The sequence below is a fragment of the Pseudomonas sp. TJI-51 genome (assembly GCF_000190455.2).
In the GTDB taxonomy this organism is placed as follows: Bacteria; Pseudomonadota; Gammaproteobacteria; order Pseudomonadales; family Pseudomonadaceae; genus Aquipseudomonas; species Aquipseudomonas juntendi.
In genome coordinates this window covers 39,243-63,388 of record NZ_AEWE02000081.1, presented here as the reverse complement: position 1 = coordinate 63,388, position 24,146 = coordinate 39,243, and the positions used below count along the sequence as shown (strand labels likewise).

The 24,146-nt window shown below is 61.9% G+C and carries 25 protein-coding genes and 1 other RNA gene; 19 read left to right on the top strand and 7 right to left on the bottom strand.

Annotated elements, in window-relative coordinates; translation table 11 throughout:
• Positions 1 to 116: 116 nt before the first annotated feature.
• The gene (locus G1E_RS18115) at positions 117 to 554 is read right to left on the bottom strand and encodes a YhcB family protein (protein WP_009684440.1); all 438 of its coding nucleotides are present in this window, start codon (positions 552 to 554) and stop codon (positions 117 to 119) included.
• A 135-nt stretch (positions 555 to 689) separates the two neighbouring features.
• Between G1E_RS18115 and G1E_RS18110 the strand changes: the two genes are divergently transcribed.
• The 3 genes from G1E_RS18110 (at position 690) to zapE (ending at position 3,879) form a co-directional block, all read left to right on the top strand.
• The gene (locus G1E_RS18110; protein WP_009684439.1) at positions 690 to 1,325 is read left to right on the top strand and encodes an alpha/beta hydrolase; all 636 of its coding nucleotides are present in this window, start codon (positions 690 to 692) and stop codon (positions 1,323 to 1,325) included.
• Positions 1,326 to 1,350: 25 nt separating this feature from the next.
• On the top strand, positions 1,351 to 2,700 hold the full coding sequence (locus G1E_RS18105; protein ID WP_009684438.1) for a tryptophan--tRNA ligase: 1,350 nt from the start codon (positions 1,351 to 1,353) through the stop codon (positions 2,698 to 2,700).
• An 84-nt stretch (positions 2,701 to 2,784) separates the two neighbouring features.
• Entirely contained in the window at positions 2,785 to 3,879 is a 1,095-nt protein-coding gene (gene zapE, locus G1E_RS18100; protein WP_009684437.1) for a cell division protein ZapE, read from the top strand.
• Between the two features lie 93 nt (positions 3,880 to 3,972).
• Here zapE and G1E_RS18095 read toward each other — a convergent pair whose 3' ends face one another.
• Both G1E_RS18095 and G1E_RS18090 read right to left on the bottom strand, forming a co-directional pair.
• The gene (locus G1E_RS18095) at positions 3,973 to 4,893 is read right to left on the bottom strand and encodes a GlxA family transcriptional regulator (RefSeq protein WP_172828420.1); all 921 of its coding nucleotides are present in this window, start codon (positions 4,891 to 4,893) and stop codon (positions 3,973 to 3,975) included.
• Positions 4,894 to 5,151: 258 nt separating this feature from the next.
• Complete coding sequence (locus tag G1E_RS18090) at positions 5,152 to 6,192, bottom strand: NADP(H)-dependent aldo-keto reductase (protein WP_009684435.1); 1,041 nt, start codon at positions 6,190 to 6,192, stop codon at positions 5,152 to 5,154.
• 258 nt (positions 6,193 to 6,450) lie between these two features.
• On the opposite strand from G1E_RS18090, the gene rplM reads away from it, so the two are divergent.
• The 7 genes from rplM (at position 6,451) to G1E_RS18055 (ending at position 11,313) form a co-directional block, all read left to right on the top strand.
• Complete coding sequence (gene rplM / locus G1E_RS18085) at positions 6,451 to 6,879, top strand: 50S ribosomal protein L13 (protein ID WP_003251819.1); 429 nt, start codon at positions 6,451 to 6,453, stop codon at positions 6,877 to 6,879.
• 14 nt (positions 6,880 to 6,893) lie between these two features.
• Positions 6,894 to 7,286, top strand: coding sequence for a 30S ribosomal protein S9 (gene rpsI, locus G1E_RS18080; protein WP_003260797.1), 393 nt, complete (start codon positions 6,894 to 6,896; stop codon positions 7,284 to 7,286).
• 262 nt (positions 7,287 to 7,548) lie between these two features.
• Positions 7,549 to 8,142 (top strand): ubiquinol-cytochrome c reductase iron-sulfur subunit, encoded by a 594-nt coding sequence (gene petA / locus G1E_RS18075; protein WP_009684434.1) that lies wholly within the window; start codon positions 7,549 to 7,551, stop codon positions 8,140 to 8,142.
• Complete coding sequence (locus G1E_RS18070; RefSeq protein WP_029886541.1) at positions 8,142 to 9,353, top strand: cytochrome bc complex cytochrome b subunit; 1,212 nt, start codon at positions 8,142 to 8,144, stop codon at positions 9,351 to 9,353. Before petA ends, G1E_RS18070 begins: the two co-directional genes overlap by 1 nt.
• A complete protein-coding gene (locus G1E_RS18065; RefSeq protein ID WP_009684432.1) occupies positions 9,353 to 10,132 on the top strand; it encodes a cytochrome c1 in 780 nt (259 codons plus the stop codon). The genes G1E_RS18070 and G1E_RS18065 overlap by 1 nt, the downstream gene beginning before the upstream one ends.
• A 115-nt stretch (positions 10,133 to 10,247) precedes the next feature.
• Positions 10,248 to 10,871, top strand: coding sequence for a glutathione S-transferase N-terminal domain-containing protein (locus G1E_RS18060; protein WP_009684431.1), 624 nt, complete (start codon positions 10,248 to 10,250; stop codon positions 10,869 to 10,871).
• A 10-nt stretch (positions 10,872 to 10,881) separates the two neighbouring features.
• The gene (locus G1E_RS18055; protein ID WP_009684430.1) at positions 10,882 to 11,313 is read left to right on the top strand and encodes a ClpXP protease specificity-enhancing factor; all 432 of its coding nucleotides are present in this window, start codon (positions 10,882 to 10,884) and stop codon (positions 11,311 to 11,313) included.
• Between the two features lie 222 nt (positions 11,314 to 11,535).
• On the opposite strand, the gene G1E_RS18050 is transcribed toward G1E_RS18055, so the two are convergent.
• From G1E_RS18050 to G1E_RS18035, 4 genes are all read right to left on the bottom strand, one after another.
• Positions 11,536 to 12,114 (bottom strand): BON domain-containing protein, encoded by a 579-nt coding sequence (locus G1E_RS18050; protein WP_009684429.1) that lies wholly within the window; start codon positions 12,112 to 12,114, stop codon positions 11,536 to 11,538.
• On the bottom strand, positions 12,111 to 12,704 hold the full coding sequence (locus G1E_RS18045) for a phosphoheptose isomerase (RefSeq protein ID WP_029887793.1): 594 nt from the start codon (positions 12,702 to 12,704) through the stop codon (positions 12,111 to 12,113). The genes G1E_RS18050 and G1E_RS18045 overlap by 4 nt, the downstream gene beginning before the upstream one ends.
• 86 nt (positions 12,705 to 12,790) lie before the next feature.
• Positions 12,791 to 13,162, bottom strand: coding sequence for a YraN family protein (locus tag G1E_RS27795; protein WP_029887794.1), 372 nt, complete (start codon positions 13,160 to 13,162; stop codon positions 12,791 to 12,793).
• Entirely contained in the window at positions 13,162 to 14,979 is a 1,818-nt protein-coding gene (locus tag G1E_RS18035) for a penicillin-binding protein activator (protein ID WP_009684425.1), read from the bottom strand. The genes G1E_RS27795 and G1E_RS18035 overlap by 1 nt, the downstream gene beginning before the upstream one ends.
• Before the next feature lie 186 nt (positions 14,980 to 15,165).
• Between G1E_RS18035 and rsmI the strand changes: the two genes are divergently transcribed.
• From rsmI to mraY, 9 genes are all read left to right on the top strand, one after another.
• Complete coding sequence (rsmI, locus tag G1E_RS18030) at positions 15,166 to 16,041, top strand: 16S rRNA (cytidine(1402)-2'-O)-methyltransferase (RefSeq protein ID WP_033690725.1); 876 nt, start codon at positions 15,166 to 15,168, stop codon at positions 16,039 to 16,041.
• A 67-nt stretch (positions 16,042 to 16,108) separates the two neighbouring features.
• Positions 16,109 to 16,469, top strand: an RNA gene (gene rnpB / locus G1E_RS27090) — RNase P RNA component class A.
• Between the two features lie 308 nt (positions 16,470 to 16,777).
• Complete coding sequence (gene mraZ / locus G1E_RS18025; RefSeq protein ID WP_004575120.1) at positions 16,778 to 17,233, top strand: division/cell wall cluster transcriptional repressor MraZ; 456 nt, start codon at positions 16,778 to 16,780, stop codon at positions 17,231 to 17,233.
• Positions 17,230 to 18,177, top strand: a complete 948-nt coding sequence (gene rsmH, locus G1E_RS18020; RefSeq protein ID WP_009684422.1) for a 16S rRNA (cytosine(1402)-N(4))-methyltransferase RsmH — start codon at positions 17,230 to 17,232, stop codon at positions 18,175 to 18,177. The genes mraZ and rsmH overlap by 4 nt, the downstream gene beginning before the upstream one ends.
• Positions 18,174 to 18,467 (top strand): cell division protein FtsL, encoded by a 294-nt coding sequence (ftsL, locus tag G1E_RS18015; RefSeq protein ID WP_009684421.1) that lies wholly within the window; start codon positions 18,174 to 18,176, stop codon positions 18,465 to 18,467. The genes rsmH and ftsL overlap by 4 nt, the downstream gene beginning before the upstream one ends.
• Positions 18,467 to 20,215: a penicillin-binding protein 2 gene (locus tag G1E_RS18010; protein WP_009684420.1), complete on the top strand. Its 1,749-nt coding sequence runs from the start codon at positions 18,467 to 18,469 to the stop codon at positions 20,213 to 20,215. Before ftsL ends, G1E_RS18010 begins: the two co-directional genes overlap by 1 nt.
• The gene (locus G1E_RS18005; protein ID WP_047149988.1) at positions 20,215 to 21,702 is read left to right on the top strand and encodes a UDP-N-acetylmuramoyl-L-alanyl-D-glutamate--2,6-diaminopimelate ligase; all 1,488 of its coding nucleotides are present in this window, start codon (positions 20,215 to 20,217) and stop codon (positions 21,700 to 21,702) included. The genes G1E_RS18010 and G1E_RS18005 overlap by 1 nt, the downstream gene beginning before the upstream one ends.
• The gene (murF, locus tag G1E_RS18000) at positions 21,695 to 23,062 is read left to right on the top strand and encodes a UDP-N-acetylmuramoyl-tripeptide--D-alanyl-D-alanine ligase (protein WP_009684417.1); all 1,368 of its coding nucleotides are present in this window, start codon (positions 21,695 to 21,697) and stop codon (positions 23,060 to 23,062) included. The genes G1E_RS18005 and murF overlap by 8 nt, the downstream gene beginning before the upstream one ends.
• Complete coding sequence (mraY, locus tag G1E_RS17995; protein WP_003251852.1) at positions 23,062 to 24,144, top strand: phospho-N-acetylmuramoyl-pentapeptide-transferase; 1,083 nt, start codon at positions 23,062 to 23,064, stop codon at positions 24,142 to 24,144. Before murF ends, mraY begins: the two co-directional genes overlap by 1 nt.
• The last annotated feature ends 2 nt before the right edge of the window (positions 24,145 to 24,146 follow it).

Here is a 24,146-nt window from a genome sequence, read left to right as displayed (position 1 = left end):
CCGGTGTTCGCGGGCACGCCCGCTCCCACAGATATTGCGCAGATTACAAATGCTGTGGCGTACCTGGGCTGCCCACAAAAAAGGCCTCTCGCGAGGCCTTCTTCATGTTCAGCGAATCAACGCTTGAGCCCGTAGCTCTCGTCGAGCATGCCCGGGGAATTCGGCACCTTTGGCGCATAATCGCGCGGCACTTCGGCAGTGTCCTTCGGCGGGGTCAGGCGATCACGGGGGCCATGCGCACCTTCGGAGTGCAGGGCGGCCAGCAGGCGCTGGCGGGTCAGTTCGTCCAGCGCCAGGGTGTTGGCACCGTCGGCCAGGTGGTCCTGGACATCCTGGTAGCTCTGGGTCAGCTTCTTGACCAGTACTGCAGTGCTGTTGAAGTGGGTAACCACTTCGTTCTGGTAGTTGTCGAAGCGTTTCTGCATTTCATCCAGCTGGCGCTGCGTGCTGCTGGGCGCGGCATTGGGCAGCAGGCGAGCCACGACGAAACCGACGACCACGCCAATGACCAGGGCCAAGGTCGGCAACAACCAAACAAGGAGCGAGAGTTCCACGAGTCCTTCCTCTATAAACGGCTTTGCTTTACGTTAACGGCTCAGACCTGCGCTGTATACCGCGAGCGATCGCAAATCAGAACAGAATTCCTCACCTAGACGAAACGACCCACCCCGAGGTCACGGAGTAGTGCCTTGCTTGTCCGCGAAACCCCCTTGTTCATCGATGGCCCCAGTGGCCAGTTGGAAGCCTTGTACCTGGACGTGGCCGATGCCCGCGGCGCGGTGCTGATCTGCCACCCCAACCCGGTTCAGGGCGGCACCATGCTCAACAAGGTGGTCTCGACCCTGCAGCGCACCGCCCGTGACGCCGGCTATGTGACCCTGCGGTTCAACTACCGGGGCGTTGGGCAGAGCGCTGGCAGCCACGACATGGGCGCAGGCGAAGTGGCCGATGCCGAGGCTGCTGCGGCCTGGCTGCGCGATAAGCACCGGCAATTGCCGCTGGTGCTGATGGGCTTCTCGTTCGGCGGCTTCGTTGCCACCAGCCTGGCTGGCCGCCTGGAGGCGGGCGGGGTGAGCCTGCAGCACTTGTTCATGATTGCCCCAGCGGTAATGCGCCTGACCGACGAATTCCCCCTGCCACAGCAATGCCCGATCACCGTGGTGCAGCCGGAGGCCGATGAAGTGGTCGCGCCGCAGCTGGTTTACGATTGGTCCGACAGCCTGTCGCGCCCCCATGAGCTGCTGAAAGTGGCAGAATGCGGACACTTCTTTCATGGCAAGCTGACCGATCTCAAGGATCTGCTGCTGCCGCGCCTTTCGAACTGAGCCAAGCCTGAATAAGCGAACACCCATGACCACGCGCATTCTTACCGGTATCACCACCACCGGCACTCCGCACCTGGGCAACTACGCCGGCGCCATCCGCCCGGCGATCCGTGCCAGCCAGCAGCCCGGTGTCGACTCGTTCTATTTCCTGGCCGACTATCACGCGCTGATCAAGTGCGACGACCCGCTGCGCATCCAGCGCTCGCGCCTGGAAATCGCCGCCACCTGGCTGGCCGGTGGCCTGGACGCCGACAAGGTGACCTTCTACCGCCAGTCCGATATTCCCGAAATCCCCGAGTTGACCTGGTTGCTGACCTGCGTTGCGGCCAAGGGCCTGCTCAACCGTGCACATGCGTACAAAGCCTCGGTGGACAAGAACGTGGAAGCCGGTGAAGACCCGGATGCCGGCGTGACCATGGGCTTGTTCAGCTACCCGGTGCTGATGGCGGCCGACATCCTTATGTTCAATGCCAACAAGGTGCCGGTGGGCCGCGACCAGATCCAGCACGTGGAAATGGCCCGGGACATCGGTCAGCGTTTCAACCACCTGTTCGGCCAAGGCAGGGACTTCTTCGCCCTGCCAGAGGCGGTGATCGAAGAAAGCGTGGCGACCCTGCCGGGCCTGGACGGGCGCAAGATGTCCAAGAGCTACGACAACACCATTCCGTTGTTCACCAGCGCCAAGGACATGAAAGACGCCATCTCGCGCATCGTGACCGATTCGCGTGCGCCTGGCGAAGCCAAGGACCCGGACACTTCGCACCTGTTCACCCTCTACCAGGCCTTCGCTACGCCAGAACAGTGCGCCGGATTCCGCGACGAGTTGTTGCAGGGCCTGGGCTGGGGCGATGCCAAGCAGCGCCTGTTCCAGTTGCTGGACGGCCAGTTGGCGGAAAAACGCGAGCACTACCACCAGCTGATCGCGCGCCCGGCCGACCTTGAGGATATCCTGCTGGCGGGGGCCGCCAAGGCCCGCAAGATTGCCACCCCGTTCCTGGAGCAACTGCGCGAGGCGGTTGGCCTGCGCTCGTTCCGCAGCAGCGTGCAAACCAGTACCGAAGTGAAGAAAAAGGCCGCCAAGAGCGCGCGTTTCGTCAGCTTCCGTGATGAGGACGGCAGCTTCCGCTTCCGCCTGCTGGCCGCCGACGGTGAGCAACTGCTGTTGTCGCGCAGCTTTGCCGACGGCAAGAGTGCAGGTGCGGTGAGCAAGCAACTGCAGCAGGGTGCTGAGGCCGATGTGCGTGTGCAGGGCCTGGGTTTCGGCTTGTGGCTCAACGGTGAACAGGTTGCCGACGGGCCGCAGTTCGCCAGCGCTGAAGGGCGGGATGCAGCCATTCGAAGCCTGCACGAAGCCCTGGCCCCACAACAGGACTGAGGCAATTCGCCGCAACTCCAATTGCCATAAAGCGGGCCGGTCGCTACAGTGACGGCCCGTTTTTTGTTGCCTCGCTAACGAATCATGACTCCCTTAGAACGCTATCAAGCAGATCTGAAACGTCCCGACTTCTTCCATGACGCGGCGCAGGAAACTGCTGTGCGTCACCTGCAGCGCCTGTACGACGACCTGGTACAGGCGCAGAACAACAAGCCGGGGGTATTCGGCAAGCTGTTCGGCAAGAAGGAGCAGACCCCGGTCAAGGGCCTGTACTTCTGGGGTGGGGTAGGGCGGGGCAAGACCTACCTGGTCGATACCTTCTTCGAGGCGCTGCCGTTCAAGCAGAAGATGCGCACCCACTTCCACCGCTTCATGAAGCGTGTGCACGAGGAAATGAAGACCCTCAAGGGTGAGAAGAACCCGCTGACCATCATTGCCAAGCGCTTCAGCGAAGAGGCCAAGGTGATCTGCTTCGACGAGTTCTTCGTCTCGGACATTACCGATGCGATGATCCTCGGCACCTTGATGGAAGAGCTGTTCAAGAACGGTGTGTCGCTGGTCGCCACCTCCAACATCGTGCCCGACGGCTTGTACAAGGATGGCCTGCAGCGCGCGCGTTTCCTGCCGGCCATCGCCATGATCAAGCAGTACACCGACGTGGTGAACGTCGACAGCGGCGTGGACTACCGCCTGCGTCATCTGGAGCAGGCCGAACTGTTCCACTACCCGCTCAATGAGGCAGCGCACGAAAGCATGCGTGCCAGCTTCAAGGCGCTGACCCCGGAATGCACCCAGGCGGTCGAAAATGACGTGCTGATGATCGAGAACCGCCCGATCAATGCCTTGCGTACGTGCGACGACGTTGCCTGGTTCGACTTCCGGGCATTGTGCGACGGGCCGCGTAGCCAGAACGACTACATCGAGCTGGGCAAGATCTTCCACGCGGTGCTGCTGAGCAATGTCGAGCAGATGGGGGTGACCACCGATGATATCGCGCGGCGTTTCATCAACATGGTGGACGAGTTCTACGACCGCAATGTCAAGCTGATCATCTCGGCCGAGGTGGAGCTAAAAGACCTGTACACCGGTGGGCGCCTGAGCTTCGAGTTCCAGCGTACCCTGAGCCGCTTGCTGGAGATGCAGTCGCACGAGTTCCTGTCTCGTGCGCACAAGCCTTAAGCATTTTGGGGCCGCTTTGCGGCCCATCGCGACGCAAGGCCGCTCCTACAGGATTCAGCGATTCACTGCTGTAGAAGCGGCCCTAATAAGCCCTCAAGCTTCCTGCATGAACTGCTGCCGGTACTGGTTCGGCGACAACTCGGTATGCTGGCGGAACAGCCGCGCAAAGAAACTGGCATCGTCGTAACCGACCTCGTAACTGATGGTCTTGATGCTCTTGCGCGTGCTCGACAACAACCCCTTGGCCGTTTCGATCCGCAGCCGTTGCAGGTAGTGCAGCGGCTTGTCGCCGGTCGCCCCCTGGAACCGGCGCATGAAGTTGCGGATGCTCATGCCGTGGTTGCGGGCCACATCCTCGAAGCGGAACTTGTCCGCGAAGTGCTCTTCCAGCCAGTGCTGGATCTGCAGGATGATCAGGTCCTGATGCAGCTTCTGCCCGCCAAATCCCATGCGCCCCGGCGTGTAGTTGCGCTGCACTTCGTAGAGGATGTCGCGCGACACCGCACGGGCCACATTGGCCCCGCAGAAACGCTCGATCAGATAGATGTACAGGTCACAGGCCGAAGTGGCGCCGCCAGCGCAATAGATGTTGTCGGCGTCGGTCAGGTGCTTGTCCTGGTTCAGGCGGATCTTCGGGAAGCGCTCGGCGAAGCTGCTGAAGAAGCGCCAGTAGGTGGTCGCCTCCTTGCCGTCGAGCAGGCCACTTTCGGCTAGCCAGAACACGCCACTGGCCTCCGCGCACAGCACCGCGCCGCGGGCGTGCTGGTTACGCAGCCACGGCAGCACCTGTGGGTAGCGTTGCAGCAGGTTGTCGAAGTCGTCCCAGTAGGCTGGCAGGATGATGACATCGGCGTCATCCAGGCCGCCGTCGACCGGTAGCTGTACATTGCTGAAGCTGTCCACGGGCAGGCCATCGGGGCTCACCAGGCGGATCTCGAACATGGGCTGCAAGCCCAGGCCCAGCTGCTTGCCGTAGCGCAGGCTGGCGAGGTGGAAGAAGTCCTTGGCCTGCATCAAGGTCGAAGCGAACACCTTGTCAATGGCCAGGATGCTGACGCGCCGCAGCGACGCGGGGGGTTGGGTAAACATCATTGTCATTGTTCTTATAGGGTAGAGTGGTCAATCACCGGCTGGATCGTCTTATTTTTTGGCGAGTGTGTCTAGCCCGCAGCACCGCGCTGGCTTCTTCGCGGGCAAGCCCGCTCCCACAGAGCCTGCGCTGAACCCTGTGGGAGCGGGCTTGCCCGCGAATAGGCCGGTACAGGATTACGCTCAAGGTGCCGGGTTCGGCTGCGCCTGGTGAATGGCTTCGATCGCCGCCAGCAGCTCGTCGCTCAGGTGCAGCTCGGCGCTGGCCAGGTTGCTGTCCAGTTGCTGCAGGCTGGTAGCGCCAATGATGTTGCTGGTCACGAACGGCTGGCCCGTCACGAATGCCAGGGCCATCTGCGCCGGGTCCAGGCCGTGTTCGCGGGCCAGCTGCACGTAGCGGCTGCAGGCGGCCACGGTCTGCGGGTTGGAGTAGCGGGCAAAGCGGCTGAACAGGGTCAGGCGGGCGTTTTCCGGCCGAGCGCCGTTCTCGTACTTGCCCGACAGCATGCCGAATGCCAGCGGCGAGTACGCCAGCAAACCGCATTGCTCGCGAATGGCGACTTCCGCCAGGCCCACCTCGAAGCTGCGGTTGAGCAGGTTGTACGGGTTCTGGATCGATACCGCCCGTGGCCAGCCCCGGCTTTCGGCCAGTTGCAGGAATTTCATGGTGCCCCACGGCGTTTCGTTGGACAGGCCAACATGACGGATCTTGCCGGCCCGTACCTGGTCGTCCAGCACTTCCAGCGTTTCTTCCAGCGGCGTGAAGTGATCGTGCGGCAGGTGCTGGTACCCCAGTTTGCCGAAGAAATTGGTGCTGCGTTCCGGCCAGTGCAGCTGGTACAGGTCGATGCGATCGGTCTGCAGGCGCTTGAGGCTCTCGTCCAGCGCCGCGACGATGTGCTGGCGGTTGTGCTTGAGCTGGCCATCGCGGATGTGGCTGATGCCGTTGCCGGGGCCGGCAACCTTGCTGGCCAGCACCCAGTCATCACGGTCACCGTTGGCCCTGAACCAGTTGCCGATGATGCGCTCGGTAGCGGCGTAGGTTTCCGCACGTGGGGGCACCGGGTACATTTCGGCCGTGTCGATGAAGTTGATCCCCGCGGCCTTGGCCCGGGCAATTTGGCCGAAAGCCTCTTCCTGGTCGTTCTGCTCGCCCCAGGTCATGGTGCCCAGGCACAGGGCGCTGACGTTGAGGTCGGTTCGGCCGAGCTGGCGGTATTCCATCGGGTAAACACTCCTTGGCAATGGAAGCTCATCAAAGCAGGTTGAAATTTTTCGCGCAATCTGGATAATTCAGCCCCTCTCCGCGTGGCGGAAGTGATGCACCATCACGCAGGAAGAACCCCGTCGAATATTGGCGTGCCCGACCCGAGCCCCCAAAAGCGTCAGTGTTCGGCTGCGCGCTTGCCCTTGGCAAGCTGTGCACTATCCAGTAAGATTCGCCGTCTATTTTTCGCTGGGCGGCCTCTGAGGCTTTAGAGAATGAAAACTTTTACTGCTAAACCGGAAACAGTAAAGCGCGAGTGGTTCGTAGTCGACGCCGCTGGCCAGACCCTGGGTCGTCTGGCTACCGAAATCGCTACCCGTCTGCGTGGCAAACACAAACCAGAATACACCCCTCACGTTGACACCGGCGACTACATCGTCGTTATCAACGCTGAACAGGTTCGTGTGACTGGTGCCAAGTCTTCCGACAAGATGTACTACTCCCACTCCGGTTTCCCGGGCGGTATCAAGGAAATCAACTTCGAGAAGTTGATCGCCAAGGCCCCTGAGCGTGTTATCGAAACCGCGGTCAAAGGCATGCTGCCTAAGAACCCGCTGGGTCGCGACATGTACCGTAAGCTGAAAGTGTACGCGGGTGCTGCTCACCCACACACTGCTCAGCAGCCTCAAGAACTGAAGATCTAACGGGATAGTTCATTATGTCGGCGACTCAAAATTACGGCACTGGCCGTCGCAAGACCGCAACCGCTCGCGTATTCCTGCGTCCGGGTACTGGTAACATCTCCATCAACAACCGTTCTCTGGACGTGTTCTTCGGTCGCGAAACCGCTCGCATGGTTGTTCGTCAGCCGCTCGAGCTGACCGAAACCGTTGAGAAGTTCGACATCTACGTCACCGTTTCCGGTGGTGGTGTCAGCGGTCAGGCCGGTGCGATCCGTCACGGTATCACCCGCGCCCTGATGGAATACGACGAAACCCTGCGTGGCGCTCTGCGTCGTGCTGGCTACGTCACCCGCGACGCTCGTGAAGTCGAGCGTAAGAAAGTGGGTCTGCGTAAAGCGCGTAAGCGTCCTCAGTACTCCAAGCGTTAATACCGCTTCGGCAGTCGAAAAGAGCCCGGTTCCTTGGAACCGGGCTTTTTTTTTGCCTTGAACTAACCTGTCAGCATGTCTGTGGCCGCTCGTCGCATAGACGCAGATCAAGCAAAGCGCTGGTAGTGGGCCCTTGCCCGGCTAATCCCTTGTCAGTGTGTGGATTTGTTTCTTACCATGGCGACCAAATTTTAGTGCCACAGACACAACCTAAGTACAGGCCTGGTTCAACAGGCCAAGCAAGCTGATGGGAGAGGACTGAATGAGCAATGACGGCGTCAACGCAGGCCGGCGCCGCTTCCTCGTAGCCGCGACATCCGTGGTCGGGGCAGCGGGAGCAGTGGGGGCTGCGGTACCGTTCGTGGGGTCATGGTTTCCCAGTGCCAAGGCGAAAGCCGCGGGAGCACCGGTGAAGGTCAATATCGCCAAGGTCGAGGCCGGGCAGCAGATGGTAGCCGAGTGGCGAGGCCAGCCGGTGTTCATCGTCAGGCGCACCGAGGAGATCCTCGGTAACCTGAAGAAAATTACCGGCGAATTGTCTGATCCCGATTCCAAATCTTCGGTGCAGCCGACCTATGTCGACCCCGAAGTCCGCTCCATCAAGCCGGAAATCCTCATTCTCGTCGGCCTGTGCACCCACCTGGGCTGCTCGCCCACCTTCCGCCCGGAGGTTGCGCCAGCCGACCTTGGCCCTAAATGGGTGGGTGGCTACTTCTGCCCGTGCCACGGCTCCCACTACGACCTGGCTGGGCGTGTCTACAAGTCGCAGCCGGCGCCACTCAACCTGCCCGTACCGCCGCACTCGTACGAGTCGGACGATATCATCGTCATCGGCGTCGACCAGGAGAAAGCATGATGAGCAAGTTCATGGACTGGATTGATGCTCGCTTCCCCGCGACCAAGATGTGGGAAGATCACCTGAGCAAGTATTACGCGCCCAAGAACTTCAACTTCCTGTATTTCTTTGGCTCCCTGGCATTACTGGTGCTGGTCAACCAGATCGTCACCGGTGTGTGGCTGACCATGAGCTTCACGCCCTCGGCAGAAGAGGCATTCGCCTCGGTCGAGTACATCATGCGTGACGTCGAATACGGCTGGATTCTGCGCTACCTGCACTCCACGGGTGCTTCGGCGTTCTTCATCGTGGTTTACCTGCACATGTTCCGCGGCCTGCTCTACGGCTCCTACCAGAAGCCCCGCGAGCTGGTCTGGCTGTTCGGCATGTTGATCTACCTGGCGCTGATGGCCGAGGCCTTCATGGGTTACCTGCTGCCGTGGGGCCAGATGTCCTACTGGGGTGCCCAGGTCATCATTTCGCTGTTCGGTGCCATCCCGGTGATTGGTGGCGACCTCACCCAATGGATTCGTGGTGACTACCTGATCTCCGGCATTACCCTGAACCGCTTCTTCGCCCTGCATGTGGTCGCCCTGCCTATCGTCATCCTCGGCCTGGTGGTGCTGCACATTCTTGCCCTGCACGAAGTGGGTTCGAACAACCCCGATGGCATCGACATCAAGAAGAACAAGGACGAAAACGGCATTCCGCTCGATGGCATTCCGTTCCACCCGTACTACACCGTCAAGGATATTGTCGGCGTGGTGGTGTTCCTCTTCGTGTTCTGTGCGGTGGTGTTCTTCTTCCCGGAAATGGGCGGTTACTTCCTGGAAAAGCCGAACTTCGAGCAGGCCAACGCCTTCAAGACGCCGGAGCATATTGCCCCTGTGTGGTACTTCACACCGTTCTACGCCATCTTGCGTGCGGTGCCTGACAAGTTGATGGGTGTGATCGCCATGGGGGCGGCGATTGCGGTGCTGTTCGTACTGCCCTGGCTCGATCGCAGCCCGGTGCGTTCCATGCGTTACAAAGGCTGGATCAGCAAGCTCTTCCTGCTGGTGTTCTGCGTGGCCTTCGTCATCCTCGGCGTGCTGGGCGTGCTGGCACCGACACCTGGGCGCACGCTGTTGTCGCAGGTGTGCACGGTGCTGTACTTCGCCTACTTCCTGTTGATGCCGTTCTACACAAGGCTCGAGAAGACCAAACCGGTTCCGGAAAGGGTGACTGGCTGATGAAAAAGTTGATTGCAGTATTTTTGCTGGCACTGATGCCTGCCTTTTGCTTCGCTGCCGAACACGGGCTGGAACTGGACAAGGTCGATATCGACCTGACCGACAAGGCCGCCATGCAGGACGGCGCGCGGACGTTCGCCAACTATTGCATGGGCTGCCACAGTGCCAAGTTCCAACGCTACGAGCGTGTGGCCGATGACTTGGGCATCCCCCACGAACTGATGCTCGAAAAGCTGGTATTTACCGGGGCCAAGATCGGTGATCACATGCAGATCGGCATGAAGCCAGATGACGCCAAGACCTGGTTCGGTGCCGCGCCGCCCGATCTGACCCTGGTGGCCAGGGTACGTGGTACCGATTGGCTGTACACCTACCTGCGCAGTTTCTACGAGGACCCCTCGCGGCCTTATGGGGTGAACAACAAGGTGTTCCCGAACGTCGGCATGCCCAACGTGCTGGTCGGCCTGCAGGGCAACCAGGTGATTGGCTGCAAGCAGGTGCAGACGGTGACCGATGGGAAGAAGCAATTCGACCCGTTGACCGGTAGCCCGATTACCCATGAAGCCTGTGACCAGCTGACCGTTACGCCGAAATCCGGTACCCTGACCGCCGAGCAGTTCGACGAGAAGGTCAAGAACCTGGTGACCTTCCTGGCCTATTCGGCCAACCCGGTCAAACTGGAAAGCCAGCGCATCGGTACCTATGTGTTGCTGTACCTGGCTTTCTTCTTCGTATTCGCCTATTTGCTCAAGCGTGAATACTGGAAGGACGTGCACTGATCACGCAGTAATTTCTGGTTGTTGAACGCGCCCGGGGCGCCTGGCAGAAATGCCAGGATGCCCCGGGCGCGTTTTCATTTAAAGTTGCACAGCATCTCGTGCGAGGAGCCGCTACATGGGCGCAACCAACAGGTTAGCCTGCTATTCCGACCCCGCTGACCATTATTCTCATCGGGTACGCCTGGTGCTGGCCGAGAAGGGTGTCAGCGTGCAGGTCATCGATGTCGATCCGGCGCGCCTGCCGCCCAGGCTGGCCGAGGTCAACCCGTATGGCAGTGTGCCGACCCTGGTCGACCGTGACCTGGCGTTGTATGAATCGACCGTGGTGATGGAATACCTCGAGGAGCGTTACCCGCACCCGCCGCTGATGCCGGTATACCCGGTTGCGCGCGGCAACAGCCGGTTGCTGATACACCGCATTCAGCGCGACTGGTGTGCTCTTGCCGATAGCGTGCTTGATTCGCGCAGCAGCGAGGCTGCCCGAAGTGAAGCGCGCAAGGCCCTGCGCGAAAGCCTGACCGGTGTTTCGCCATTGTTCAATGAGTTCGCCTGTTTCATGAGCGATGAGCAAAGCCTGGTCGATTGTTGTCTACTGCCCATACTCTGGCGCCTGCCAGTGTTGGGCATCGAGTTGCCCCGGCAAGCGAAACCGCTGCTGGATTACATGGAGCGCCAGTTCGCCCGCGAGCCATTCCAGGCGAGCCTGTCCTCTGTAGAACGTGAAATGCGTAAGCTTTAAGGAGCCGTTGATGAACTCCAGTCGCCCCTATCTGGTTCGAGCACTGTACGAGTGGATCGTCGACAACGATTGCACGCCCCATATGCTGGTCAATGCCGAATACACAAAGGTGCAGGTACCAGATGGTTTCGCCAATGATGGCCAGATTGTCCTGAATATTTCGCCAAGTGCTGTGCGCAACCTGCACATGGATAACGACGCGGTCAGTTTCGAGGGCCGTTTCAGTGGCGTGACCCATTCGCTGTTCGTGCCGGTTGGCGCCATCCTGGGCATCTACGCCCGCGAAAATGGCCAAGGCATGGTCTTCGAGCTGGAGCAGCCGCTGACGGATGGCGATGACCTGGAAGACGATGATGTGCAGCCGGATGACGATGGCCCGCCAGAAGGTGGTGGCCAGCCGCCGCGCCCGACTGGTCGACCAAGCCTGAAAGTGGTCAAGTAATAAAAAAGGCGACCTTGTAGGGTTAATGCCAGCAGTTAAGTAATTTGGGGCCGCTTTGCGACCCTTCGCGGGCACGCCCGCTCCCACAGGGGATCGCGTGTAGGAGCGGGCGTGCCCGCGAAGGGCTGCAAAGCAGCCCCATTAACGCTTAACTGACAGGCATCAACCTTGAAGGGTCGCCTTTTTTAGGCCGGGATTGTTGCCTTTCCGGCCCAGGGTTCTTCAGTCGATGTACTCGAAGAGTTTGACGATTTTTTGCACACCCGATACGCCCTGCACTACGGCAGTGGCGGAATTGGCCTCCTGCTGGGTCACCAGGCCGAGCAGGTAGACGATGCCGTTCTCGGTAATGACCTTGATTCGCGAACTGGGCACGGCGCTGTCGGTCAGCATCTGGGTCTTGATCTTGGTGGTCAGCCAGGCATCGTTGTTGCGCGCCAGAATCGAAGACGGCTGCATGACCTGCAGCTCGTTGTGCACCTTTTTCACCCGTTGAACCTGGCTGGCGGTTTGCTCGGCAAGGCTCTTGAGGTCGGCGCGTGGGGTTTGGCCAGCGAGCAGGACGATACCGTTGTAGCTGCTGACGACGATGTGCGAGCCCTTGTCCAGGTCCGGGTTGGCCTTGGAGATGTTGACCGCGGCTTTGGTTTCGATCAGCGAGTCGTCGATCTTGCTGCCGATGGTGCGCGTGCCGCGGTCGTCTTCAATGGGCGAATTGCGGGCAGAGGTAAGTACCGAGCTGCAGCCGGTAACGCTCAGGCACAGAGTCAGGGCCAGCAGGCCAAGGCGCATAGGGGTCATTCTTCACTCCCGAACAGTTGGCTGTCGATCAGGTCGCACAGGCAGTGGATCGCCAGCAGGTGGACTTCCTGGATGCGCGCCGTCACTGTCGAAGGTACGCGGATTTCCACGTCCTCTGGCAGCAGCAGCGAGGCCATGCCGCCGCCGTCGCGCCCCGTCATTGCTACGACAATCATTTCGCGGTCATGCGCGGCCTGGATCGCCTGGATCACGTTGGCCGAGTTACCGCTGGTGGAGATCGCCAGCAGAACATCGCCCGGTTGGCCCAGTGCGCGGATCTGCTTGGAAAAGACTTCGTTATAGCTGTAGTCATTGGCGATCGACGTCAGGGTCGAACTGTCGGTGGTCAAGGCGATGGCCGGCAAACTCGGGCGTTCGCGCTCAAAGCGGTTGAGCAGTTCCGAGGAAAAGTGCTGGGCGTCGCCGGCCGAGCCGCCGTTGCCACAGGCGAGCATCTTGCCCTCATTGAGCAGCGCATTGACCATGACCAGGCTGGCCTGCTCGATGTGCGGTGCCAGGATGTCCATCGCCTGTTGCTTGGTTTCGATGCTGGCCTGGAACAGCCGGCGAATTCGGGATTGCATGTCCATCTGGTGACCTTAAATGGGGCGGTGGCCTTTGTTACGCGCAACAACGACCAGCCCGCGATACATAGAGCAAAAAAAACGTAGAGGGTTCAGCACTCGAAGGCGTTTTTCAGCCACTGAAGCGGTTTGCCTGCATGGTGGCTACCCTGCAGGGCGACAACGTCGAAGCGGCAGGGGTGGTTGCCCCATTGGGGCTCCTTGAGCAGGAACAGGCTGGCCGCATGCCCCAGCCGTTTCTGCTTGCGCCCATCGATACTGGCGAGGGCGCCTCCGAAGGCCGCGTGCAACCGGTAGCGGACTTCGACGAATACTACTGTATCGGCGTCGAGCATGACCAGATCAAGCTCGCCGCCTTTGCATCGCCAGTTGCGCGCCAGCAGCCGCAGGCCTTGCCCCTGAAGGTACTCAAGGGCTTGGGTTTCTGCAGCGTGGCCGGCGCCGGTCGGTGATGCTGCAGCCATCAGCGCGGGGTATCAGGCAGGCGCTTGACCTGGCCGCCAGCGAATTCAGCCCATGGCAGTTGGCGCTCCACACGCTGGTTGGCGTTGATGCTCAAGCTGCCGGAAAGGCCCTGGACGCGGTTATCCGGCAGCGCCTTCAGTTGGCCCAGTCGCGGTGCCAGGCTGTAGGCATCGACGCCCATGGCGTACAGGCGGCCCAGGCTTCCGGCGGCTTGCGGCCACTGCTGAACCACCTGTTGGCGCAGGCTATTGCTGGTATCGAGCAGCCACGGGGTTTCGCAGAAGCGGATGCCGTTCATGTCGTTGTACTGGTTGACGTCACCGCTGGCGCTGTACAGGTTGGAAGTGGCGTATACCGGTACGTCACCGGCGTACTGGAAATTCAGGGTCGGCTTGATCTGCTGCGCTTGCTGAGGGGTAGAGGCAAGGAAGAGGAAGTCGATGTCCTGGCGGCGCGACGGTTGTGCGGCGATGTTGCCGCCAACCGTGCTCTGCAGGCTCTTGGCGCGGCTTTCGCTCTGGCGCAACTGGAACAGGTCGGCAATCTGCTGGGCCAGCGCAACCGGTTGCGCGATGCGTTGGGCTGCGAGCACGGTGCCGCCATTGCCTTCCCAGTCCTGGCGGAAGGCGGCCAGCACGCGATCACCCCATTCGCCGCTCGGCACCAGGGCTACGGCGCGGACCATCCCATCGGCACGGGCGCGACGGGATACTTCGCGTGCTTCGTCCTCGGCCGCCAGGCCGAACTGGAACAATTGCGGCGGGGCCACCTGGCCAGCATCGGCATAGTTGAGCGCCAGGGTGGTGATCGGCAGTTGCGGTTTGCTGGCCAATTGCTTGACCAGCGGTTTTTCCAGCGGGCCGATGACCAGCTGCACGCCTGCGGCCTGGGCCTGGCGGTAGAAGTCGTCGAGCGAGCCGATGCGCGAGCTGTCGAACACCTGCACCGCAGGGGCGGCTTGGCCAGCCTGCTGGGCCTGGAAGTGGGCGGCCATGAAGCCGTCACGCAGGGCCCGGGCAACCCCGGCCAGTGGCCCTTCCTGGGGCAGCAGCAGGGCGATTTTGGTCAGCGGTTGGCTGGCCAGTTCCTTGAGCTTGACCAGTGGCACTGGCAACTGTTTGGCCGCCGGGTGGTCCGGGTGCTGTTTGACCCAGCTCTCGATGGCGCTCTGTTGCTGCTCGAGGGTGCCGGCACTTTTCACCGCCAGGGCCAGGCTGGTCCAGCCGGCCAGGGTCTGGTCAGTGGCCGGCTGCTGCAGCTGTTCGGCCGGCAGCGAGGCGACCAAGGCCCAGATGGCGTCGTTGTTTGCGCTGGCGGCCTGGTCGCTGAGCAGTGGGGCCAGCAGTACGCGCTGTTGCGCGGCGGCCAGGGCCTGGCCATCGGCCTCGAGCGCGGCGGCGTGCACGTAGTAGGTGCGCGCCTGCTGTTCCTTCGGCAGCTCGGGAACGTGCTGCAGGCTTGGGTGGGCCAGGGCGGCCAGGGCAGCCTTGGGTTGGTTGCGGCTCATGGCCAGTTCTGCCGCCAGGGTGCTGGCGAACACTTGCTGGGCCGGCTTGAGCGTGTCCAGCGGGACCTGCTCGAGAATGCGTGCGGCGCGGGGGAAGTCCTTCTGCTTGTAGGCCAGGTCGGCTGCGCTCAGGCGCAGCAGGGCGGCGTCTTGCGCAGACTTGCTGGAAGCAGCCTGCTCGAGCAGTTGCTCGATGCTGGCATCCGGGGTGCGTGGCAGTTCGCCCAGGCTGGATGAGGGCGAGCTGGCGCAGGCTGCCAGCAGGGCAGCGAGGCAGAGGGCTGTGAGCAGCCGCAGGCAAGCGATCATGTAAAGGTCCTGTTACTCGATCAAGTTGGCCGGCAATTGTACCCAAGCACTGGCCGGGGCGCGATGTTGCCGTGTCGATCCTTCACTATAGGTGGCTTGCCGCCGGTCGCGTATGAAGTTCTTTGCGCCCTGTTGCGGGCGCTCGGGCTACAATGGCGCCTTTGATCCGAATGACAGGTGTGCGCAGTGACTGATGTGGCAGGGGCTTCTAAACCCACCGTGGGAACGCTGTATGTGGTGGCAACTCCCATCGGCAACCTCGATGACATGAGCGCCCGGGCGCTCAAGGTGCTGGCAGACGTGGCGCTGATCGCAGCCGAAGACACCCGCCATTCAATCCGCCTGCTGCAACATTTTGGCATCGATACACCACTGGCGGCCTGCCACGAGCATAACGAGCGGGACGAAGGCGGGCGCTTTCTCGGCAAGCTGTTGGCCGGCGAAGATGTGGCGCTGGTTTCCGATGCCGGTACCCCGTTGATTTCTGACCCTGGCTACCACCTGGTGCGCCAGGCGCGGGCTGCCGGGGTCAGCGTGGTGCCTGTGCCGGGCGCCTGCGCCTTGATCGCGGCATTGTCGGCGGCAGGCCTGCCCTCGGACCGTTTCATTTTCGAAGGTTTCCTGCCGGCCAGGCAGGCGGGGCGCCTGGCACGCCTGGAGCAAGTGCGCGAAGAGCCGCGCACGCTGATTTTCTATGAAGCGCCGCACCGTATCCTCGAGTGCCTCGAGGACATGGAAACGGTGTTTGGCGGGGAGCGCCCGGCGTTGCTGGCGCGCGAACTGACGAAAACCTTCGAGACGCTCAAGGGCTTGCCACTGGCCGAGTTGCGGGCGTTCGTCGCTGGTGATAGCAACCAGCAGCGCGGTGAGTGCGTGGTACTGGTCGGTGGCTGGAGTGCACCGGAGGGCGAGCAGGCCATCAGTAGCGAGGCCCAGCGTGTGCTCGACCTGTTGCTGGCCGAGTTGCCGCTGAAGCGGGCGGCGGCGCTTGCCTCGGAAATTACCGGCGTGCGCAAGAACCTGTTGTATCAACGTGCCCTGGATAAACAGAAGGCCCAGTAGTGGCAAATTGATATAAATGCTGCTGGCGCTTGTTCTTGAGCGCGTGTGCCGTTAACCTTGTCGGCGGAGAGTCGATTGGACAGTCGCTGCCGTCTTTTGTTCCGCAAAAGTTCGGGGGAGGAAAGTCCGGGCTCCATAGGGCAGAGTGCCAGGTAACGCCTGGGAGGCGTGAGCCTACGGAAAGTGCCACAGAAAATAACCGCCTAAGCACTTCGGTGCCGGTAAGGGTGAAAAGGTGCGGTAAGAGCGCACCGCACGGCTGGCAACAGTTCGTGGCTAGGTAAACCCCACTCGGAGCAAGACCAAATAGGGTTCCATCAGGCGTGGCCCGCGTCGGAACCGGGTAGGTTGCTAGAGGCGTCCAGTGATGGCCGTCGTAGAGGAATGACTGTCCTCGACAAAACCCGGCTTACAGATCGACTCTCCACCTTTCTTTTCTGCATCTTTCGATAGCAGACCCCCCTTTGGTAATACCGAAAAAATCTTACTCTTAATAAATCACTTTAAGTTCAAGCCCCAGTGGCTTGTGCGGGTTTGATTTTTCTCGTGTTTTTTTCATTGTGAAATACCTTTCACAATCCTTTAACGCGCTAAATCTCGGTCCTGTAAGGCTTTTCCTTCCGAACGTGCCTTGACGGTGCCTCCGGCGGATTCCTATAGTGTGCGCAAGTGGCAGAAAGTGGGATGAAGTGGGTTTTCTGGCACAAAAAAGATAACATTGTGGGGAATCGCAGCCGTGTTCCGCGGAGCCAACGCCGTCAGTCTCGATGCCAAGGGCCGTCTCGCCATGCCGAGCCGGTACCGTGACGAGCTCGATTCGCGTTGCAACGGTCAGCTGATCGTGACCATCGACGCCGTGGACCCGTGTTTGTGTGTTTATCCCCTCGATGAGTGGGAACAGATAGAAGCCAAGTTGCGTGCCTTGCCATCGTTGCGTGAGGAAAACCGCCGCCTGCAGCGATTGCTGATTGGCAATGCGGTAGACCTGGAACTAGACGGCAGTGGGCGTTTCCTGGTGCCGCCCCGTTTGCGTGAGTACGCCAAGCTCGACAAGAAGGCGATGCTGGTGGGGCAACTGAACAAATTCCAGCTGTGGGATGAAGATGCCTGGAACGCGGTTTCGGCAGCCGACCTTGCAGCTATTCAACAACCGGGCGCCATGCCCGACGAATTGCGTGACCTGATCCTGTGACCATAGATAGCGGCTTCAACCACATTACCGTCCTGCTCGACGAAGCTGTCGAGGCATTGGCCTTGCGCGCCGACGGTTGCTATCTGGACGGCACGTTTGGCCGTGGCGGACACAGCCGCCTGATCCTCAGCAAGCTCGGGCCGCAAGGGCGGCTGCTGGGCTTCGACAAAGACCCACAAGCGATTGCCACAGGGCAAGCGCTGGCGGCCGAAGACGGCCGCTTTGTCATTGTGCAGCGCAGCTTTGCCGAGCTGGGCGCAGAAGTGGCCGAGCGCGGCCTGCATGGCAAGGTCAGCGGCGTGTTGCTGGACCTTGGCGTGTCCTCGCCGCAACTGGACGACCCCGAGCGGGGCTTCAGCTTTCTCAATGATGGCCCGCTGGACATGCGCATGAACCCCGATCAGGGCGTCAGCGCTGCCGAATTCATTGCCACCGCACCGGTGGAAGAAATTGCCCGCGTGTTCAAGGAATACGGCGAAGAGCGCTTTGCCGGGCGCATGGCGCGTGCCGTGGTCGAGCGCCGCGAAAAGCAGCCGTTCACCCGCACTGCCGACCTGGCAGAGGTGCTCAAGGTGGCCAACCCGGCCTGGGAAAAGGGCAAGAACCCGGCTACCCGCGCCTTCCAGGGCTTGCGCATTCACGTCAACAATGAACTGGGTGACCTGGAGGCGGGGCTCGAGGCCGCGCTCGACGCACTTGAAGTTGGCGGTCGGCTGGCGGTCATCAGCTTCCACTCGCTGGAAGACCGCATCGTCAAACTGTTCATGCGCAAGCTGGTCAAGGGCGAGGCCGACAACCTGCCACGCAACCTGCCGGTGCAGCACAAGGTCTTCGAGCCCAAGGTCAAGCTCATCGGCAAGGCCCAGTTCGCCTCCGAAGCCGAGCTCAAGGCCAACCCGCGGTCGCGCAGCGCCGTGATGCGTGTGGCGGAGAAGTTGCGGTGAGCAGGCTGTTCGCCAAGCCCTTGCCAGGCGGGAGCTTCCTGATGCTCCTGCTGTTCGTTGCCGTGCTGGTTTCGGCCATTGCGGTGTCCTACAGCGCGCACTGGAACCGCCAGTTGCTCAATACCCTGTACGGTGAGCTGAACGAGCGTGACAAGGCCCAGGCCGAGTGGGGCCGGTTGATCCTCGAGCAGAGCACCTGGACCGCGGCCAGCCGTATCGAAAACCTTGCGTCCGAGCAATTGAAGATGCGCGTGCCCGCGGCTGACGAAGTGCGGATGGTGGCGCCATGATGAAACTCGAAGGCGCACTGTACCCATGGCGTTTCCGCGTGGTCATCGGCCTGCTGGCACTCATGGTCGGCGCCATCTGCTGGCGCATCATCGACCTGCAGGTGGTCGACCGTGACTTCCTCAAGGGCCAGGGCGACGCGCGCAGCCTGCGCCATATCTCGATCCCGGCCCACCGTGGGCTGATTACCGACCGCAACGGTGAGCCATTGGCGGTCAGTACCCCGGTCACGACCCTGTGGGCCAACCCCAAGGAAATGCAGGCCTCCAAAGAGCGCTGGCCGCAATTGGCAGCAGCGTTGGGGCAAAACCCGCAGCAGCTGAGCGAGCGCCTGACCCAGCAGGCCAACAAAGAGTTCATCTACCTGGTCCGCGGCCTGACCCCGGAGCAGGGCCAGCATGTGCTCGACCTGAAAGTGCCCGGCGTGTACGGGCTGGAAGAATTCCGCCGGTTCTACCCGGCCGGTGATGTCACTGCGCATATGGTCGGCTTCACCGACCTGGACGACCACGGGCGCGAAGGGGTCGAGCTGGCCTATGACGAGTGGCTGGCCGGCGTGCCTGGCAAGCGCCAGGTCATCAAGGACCGGCGCGGCCGGCTGATCAAGGATATTCAGGTCACCAAGAACGCCAAGGCCGGGAAGACCTTGGCGTTGTCGATTGACCTGCGTCTGCAGTACCTGGCTACACGCGAGCTGCGCAACGCCATTGCCGAACAGAACGCCAAGGCCGGCAGTCTGGTGATCATGGACGTCAAGACCGGTGAGGTCCTGGCCATGGTCAACCAGCCGACCTACAACCCCAACAACCGCCGCAGCATGTTCCCGGCGGCCATGCGTAACCGGGCGATCATCGACGTGTTCGAGCCAGGTTCGACGGTGAAGCCGATCTCCATGAGCGCAGCGCTGGAAAGCGGCCGCTGGAAACCTACCGACAAGGTCGAGGTATACCCCGGCAGCCTGCAGATCGGCCGCTACACCATCAAGGACGTGTCGCGCAGCGAGGGTCCGATCCTCGACCTGACCGGCATCCTGATCAACTCCAGTAACGTGGGCATGAGCAAGATCGCCTTCGACATCGGTGGCGAGGCCATCTACCGCGTCATGTCCCAGGTCGGCCTGGGCCAGTACACCGGCCTTGGCTTCCCGGGTGAGCGTGTCGGCAACCTGCCGAACCACCGCGAGTGGCGCAAGGCCGAGACGGCCACCCTGTCTTACGGCTACGGCGTGTCGGTGACCGCCCTGCAGCTGGTGCATGCCTACGCGGCATTGGCCAACGACGGCAAGATGGTCCCGCTGTCGATCCTCAAGGTGGACAAGGCACCCGAGGCCGTGCAGGCCATTCCGAAGGAAACCGCGGAAACCATCCAGGGCATGTTGCAGCAGGTGATCGAGGCGCCGCGTGGGGTGTTCCGCGCCCAGGTGCCGTTCTACCACGTGGCCGGCAAGTCCGGTACTGCACGTAAAGCCACGGTGGGTTCCAAGGGGTACACCGAAAATGCCTACCGCTCGCTGTTCGCGGGCTTCGGCCCGATGAGCGATCCGCGTTACGCCATCGTCGTGGTGATCGACGAACCGGGCAAGGGTGGCTACTTCGGTGGCCTGGTTTCGGCACCGGTGTTCAGCAAGGTCATGTCCGGCACCCTGCGCCTGATGAATGTGCCGCCAGACAACCTGCCGCCGCCAGCTGCTGTTGCACCTGCCGGGCAACCCCAAGTCAATGCTGCCGCTGCCAAGGGAGGGCGTGGGTGATGACAATGCCATTGAGCAAACTGTTCGCACACGCCAGCCGCGATCCGATGATCCGCGAACTGACCCTGGACAGCCGCAACGTGCGCCCGGGTGACTTGTTCCTGGCAGTGCCGGGGGCCAAGGTCGATGGCCGTGGGCACATTGCCGATGCCTTGGCCCGTGGTGCTGCCGCCGTGGCTTATGAAGAGCAGGGCGCCAACGTGCTGCCGTTGACCGATGTGCCGCTGATCCCGGTCAAAGGCCTGATCGCTCAGCTGTCGGATATTGCCGGCCGCTTCTATGGCGAGCCCAGCCGGCAGCTGGACCTGGTCGGCGTGACCGGTACCAACGGCAAGACCAGTGTCACCCAGTTGCTGGCGCAGGCGTTGGAGCTGCTCGGCAAGCGCTGCGGCCTGATCGGCACCCTCGGTACCGGGTTCTACGGTGAACTGCAAAGTGGCCGCCTGACCACCCCTGACCCGATTGCCGTGCAGTCGACGCTGTATGGCCTGAAAAAGGCTGGCGCCAAAGCCGTGGCCATGGAGGTGTCCTCCCATGCCCTGGAACAAGGCCGCGTGGCTGCACTGGCTTTCGACATTGCGGTGATGACCAACCTGTCCCGCGATCACCTCGACTATCACGGCAGCATGCAGGCGTACGAAGCGGCCAAGGCCAAGCTGTTCGCCTGGCCGAGCCTGCGCTGCCAGGTGGTGAACCTGGACGACGAGTTCGGTCGGCGCCTGGCTCAAGCTTTCGCCGATAGGGCGCCGGCCGATCCTATCGAGTCACGGCTGCTCAGCTATAGCCTGGAAAACCGGGACGCGGATCTGTTCTGCACCAAGGCCGCTTTCGATGACCATGGCGTGCGCGCCACACTGGTCACTGCCCAGGGTGAGCGCATTCTGCGCAGCCAGCTGTTGGGCCGTTTCAACCTGAGCAACATGCTGGCGGCGGTGGCAACCCTGCTGGCAATGGACTTCGCCCTCGACGAGATTCTCAGCGTCATCCCCAAACTGCAAGGGCCGGTTGGCCGCATGCAGCGCCTGGGTGGCGGTGCCAAGCCATTGGTGGTGGTCGACTACGCACATACGCCAGACGCGCTGGAGAAGGTTCTGGAAGCCCTGCGCCCGCATGCTCACGGCCAGCTGCTGTGCCTGTTCGGCTGCGGTGGCGACCGTGATCGCGGCAAGCGCCCACTGATGGCCGAAGTGGCCGAGCGCCTGGCGGACCGCGTCCTGGTCACCGACGACAACCCGCGTAGCGAAGACCCGCTGCGTATCTTCGACGACATTCGCCCCGGTTTTGCCAAGCCTGCCGAGGTGGAATTCATCGCTGGCCGCGGCGCGGCCATTGCGCACCTGATTGCTACCGCTGCTGCCGACGACGTGATCGTGTTGGCTGGCAAGGGGCACGAGGATTACCAGGAGATCAACGGCGAGCGCCATGATTTCTCCGACTTGATCGAAGCCGAAAAGGCACTTGCAGCCTGGGAGGCTCCACATGCTTAAGCCCATGTCACTCAGCCAGCTGGTCCCGCTGCTGAACGGTCAGCAGATCGGCGCCGATGCGGCGTTCACCGGCGTCAGCATCGACAGCCGCAGTGTCAGTGCCGGGCAACTGTTCGTCGCCTTGACCGGCCCGCGTTTCGACGGCCACGACTACCTGGCCGATGTCAAAGCCAAGGGTGCCGTCGCGGCGCTGGTCGAGCGCGAGGTGGCCGATGTCGACCTGCCGCAATTGCGCGTGGCTGACTGCCGCCTGGCCCTGGGCCAGCTCGGGGCACTGAACCGTGCTGCCTATGACAAGCCGGTGGTGGCCATTACCGGTTCCAGCGGCAAGACCACAGTCAAGGAAATGCTTGCCAGCATCCTGCGTACCCGTGGCCTGGTGCACGCCACCCGTGGCAACCTCAACAACGACCTCGGTGCGCCGCTGACCCTGCTGGAAATCGCCGCGGAGCACAGCGCTGCGGTGATCGAGCTGGGCGCTTCGCGCATCGGCGAAATTCGCTACACCGTCGGCCTGACCCGGCCGCAGGTGGTCGTCATCAACAACGCCGGTACCGCGCATGTTGGCGAGTTCGGCGGCCCGGAGAAAATCGTCGAAGCCAAAGGCGAGATTCTTGAAGGCCTGGGCGAGGGCGGTATCGCCATTCTCAACCTGGACGACAAGGCCTTCGCGACCTGGAAGGCCCGTGCCGGGGCGCACAAGGTCATCAGCTTCGCCCGCAGCGACGCCCGTGCCGATTTCCATGCCAGCGCCATTGGGCGCGACGCCCGTGGTTGCCCGTCATTCCAGCTGCATGGCGCCGGCGAGGTGGCCCAGGTGCAGCTCAATGTGCTCGGTGAGCACAATGTCAGCAACGCCCTGGCCGCTGCCGCCGCTGCCCATGCCGTTGGTCTGAGCCTGGCTGGCATTGCAGCTGGCCTTGCGGCGGTGCAGCCGGTCAAGGGCCGCACCGTGGCGCAGATCGCGCCCAGTGGCGTGCGTGTGATCGACGACAGTTACAACGCAAATCCCACCTCGATGTGCGCGGCCATTGATATACTCGCCGGCTTCTCCGGCCGCACCGTCCTGGTGCTTGGGGATATCGGCGAACTGGGGCAGTGGGCGGAAGAAGGCCACCGGCAGGTGGGTGACTACGCGCGCGGCAAGGTCGACGCCCTGTACGCAGTGGGTTCCAACATGAAGCATGCGGTCGAGGCGTTCGGCGCCAATGGCCGTCATTTCGCTACTCAAGCTGAGCTGATCGACGCGGTTAGTGCCGAAAACGCCAGCGACACCACTATTTTGATCAAGGGCTCGCGCAGCGCTGCGATGGAAAACGTCGTGGCGGCTTTGTGCGGTGCCAGCGGGGAGAAACATTAATGCTGCTGCTGTTGGCCGAGTATCTGCAACAGTTCCACAAAGGCTTCGCGGTCTTTCAGTACCTGTCCCTGCGCGGGATTCTGGGTGTACTGACCGCGTTGTCCCTGGCGCTGTGGCTGGGGCCGTGGATGATCCGTACGCTGCAAATTCGCCAGATCGGCCAGGCCGTACGTAATGACGGCCCGCAATCGCACCTGTCCAAGTCCGGCACCCCGACCATGGGCGGCGCACTGATCCTGTCGGCCATCGCTGTCAGCACTCTGCTGTGGGCCGACCTGAGCAACCGCTACGTCTGGGTGGTGCTGATCGTCACCCTGGCCTTCGGTGCCATCGGCTGGGTCGACGACTACCGCAAGGTGATCGAAAAGAATTCGCGGGGCCTGCCAAGCCGCTGGAAGTACTTCTGGCAGTCGGTGTTCGGCCTGGCGGCGGCGGTGTTCCTGTACAAGACCGCACCGACCAGCGTCGAAACCACGCTGATCCTGCCCTTCATCAAGGACGTCACCATTCCGCTGGGCGTCGGCTTCGTGGTGCTGACCTACTTCGTCATCGTCGGCTCCAGCAACGCGGTCAACCTCACCGACGGCCTCGACGGCCTGGCGATCATGCCCACGGTGATGGTCGGCGGCGCGCTGGGCATCTTCTGCTACCTGTCGGGTAACGTGAAATTCGCCGAGTACCTGCTGATTCCCTACGTGCCTGGCTCGGGCGAACTGATCGTGTTCTGTGGCGCCTTGATCGGTGCCGGCCTGGGCTTTTTGTGGTTCAACACCTACCCGGCACAAGTCTTCATGGGTGACGTCGGCGCGCTGGCGCTGGGCGCTGCCCTGGGCACCATCGCGGTGATCGTGCGCCAGGAAATCGTGCTGTTCATCATGGGCGGCATCTTTGTCGTGGAAACCCTGTCGGTGGTGATTCAAGTCGCCTCGTTCAAGCTGACCGGCAAACGGGTGTTCCGCATGGCACCGATCCACCACCACTTTGAACTCAAGGGCTGGCCAGAGCCACGCGTGATCGTCCGCTTCTGGATCATCACCGTGATCCTGGTGCTGATCGGCCTTGCCACCCTGAAACTGAGGTAGAT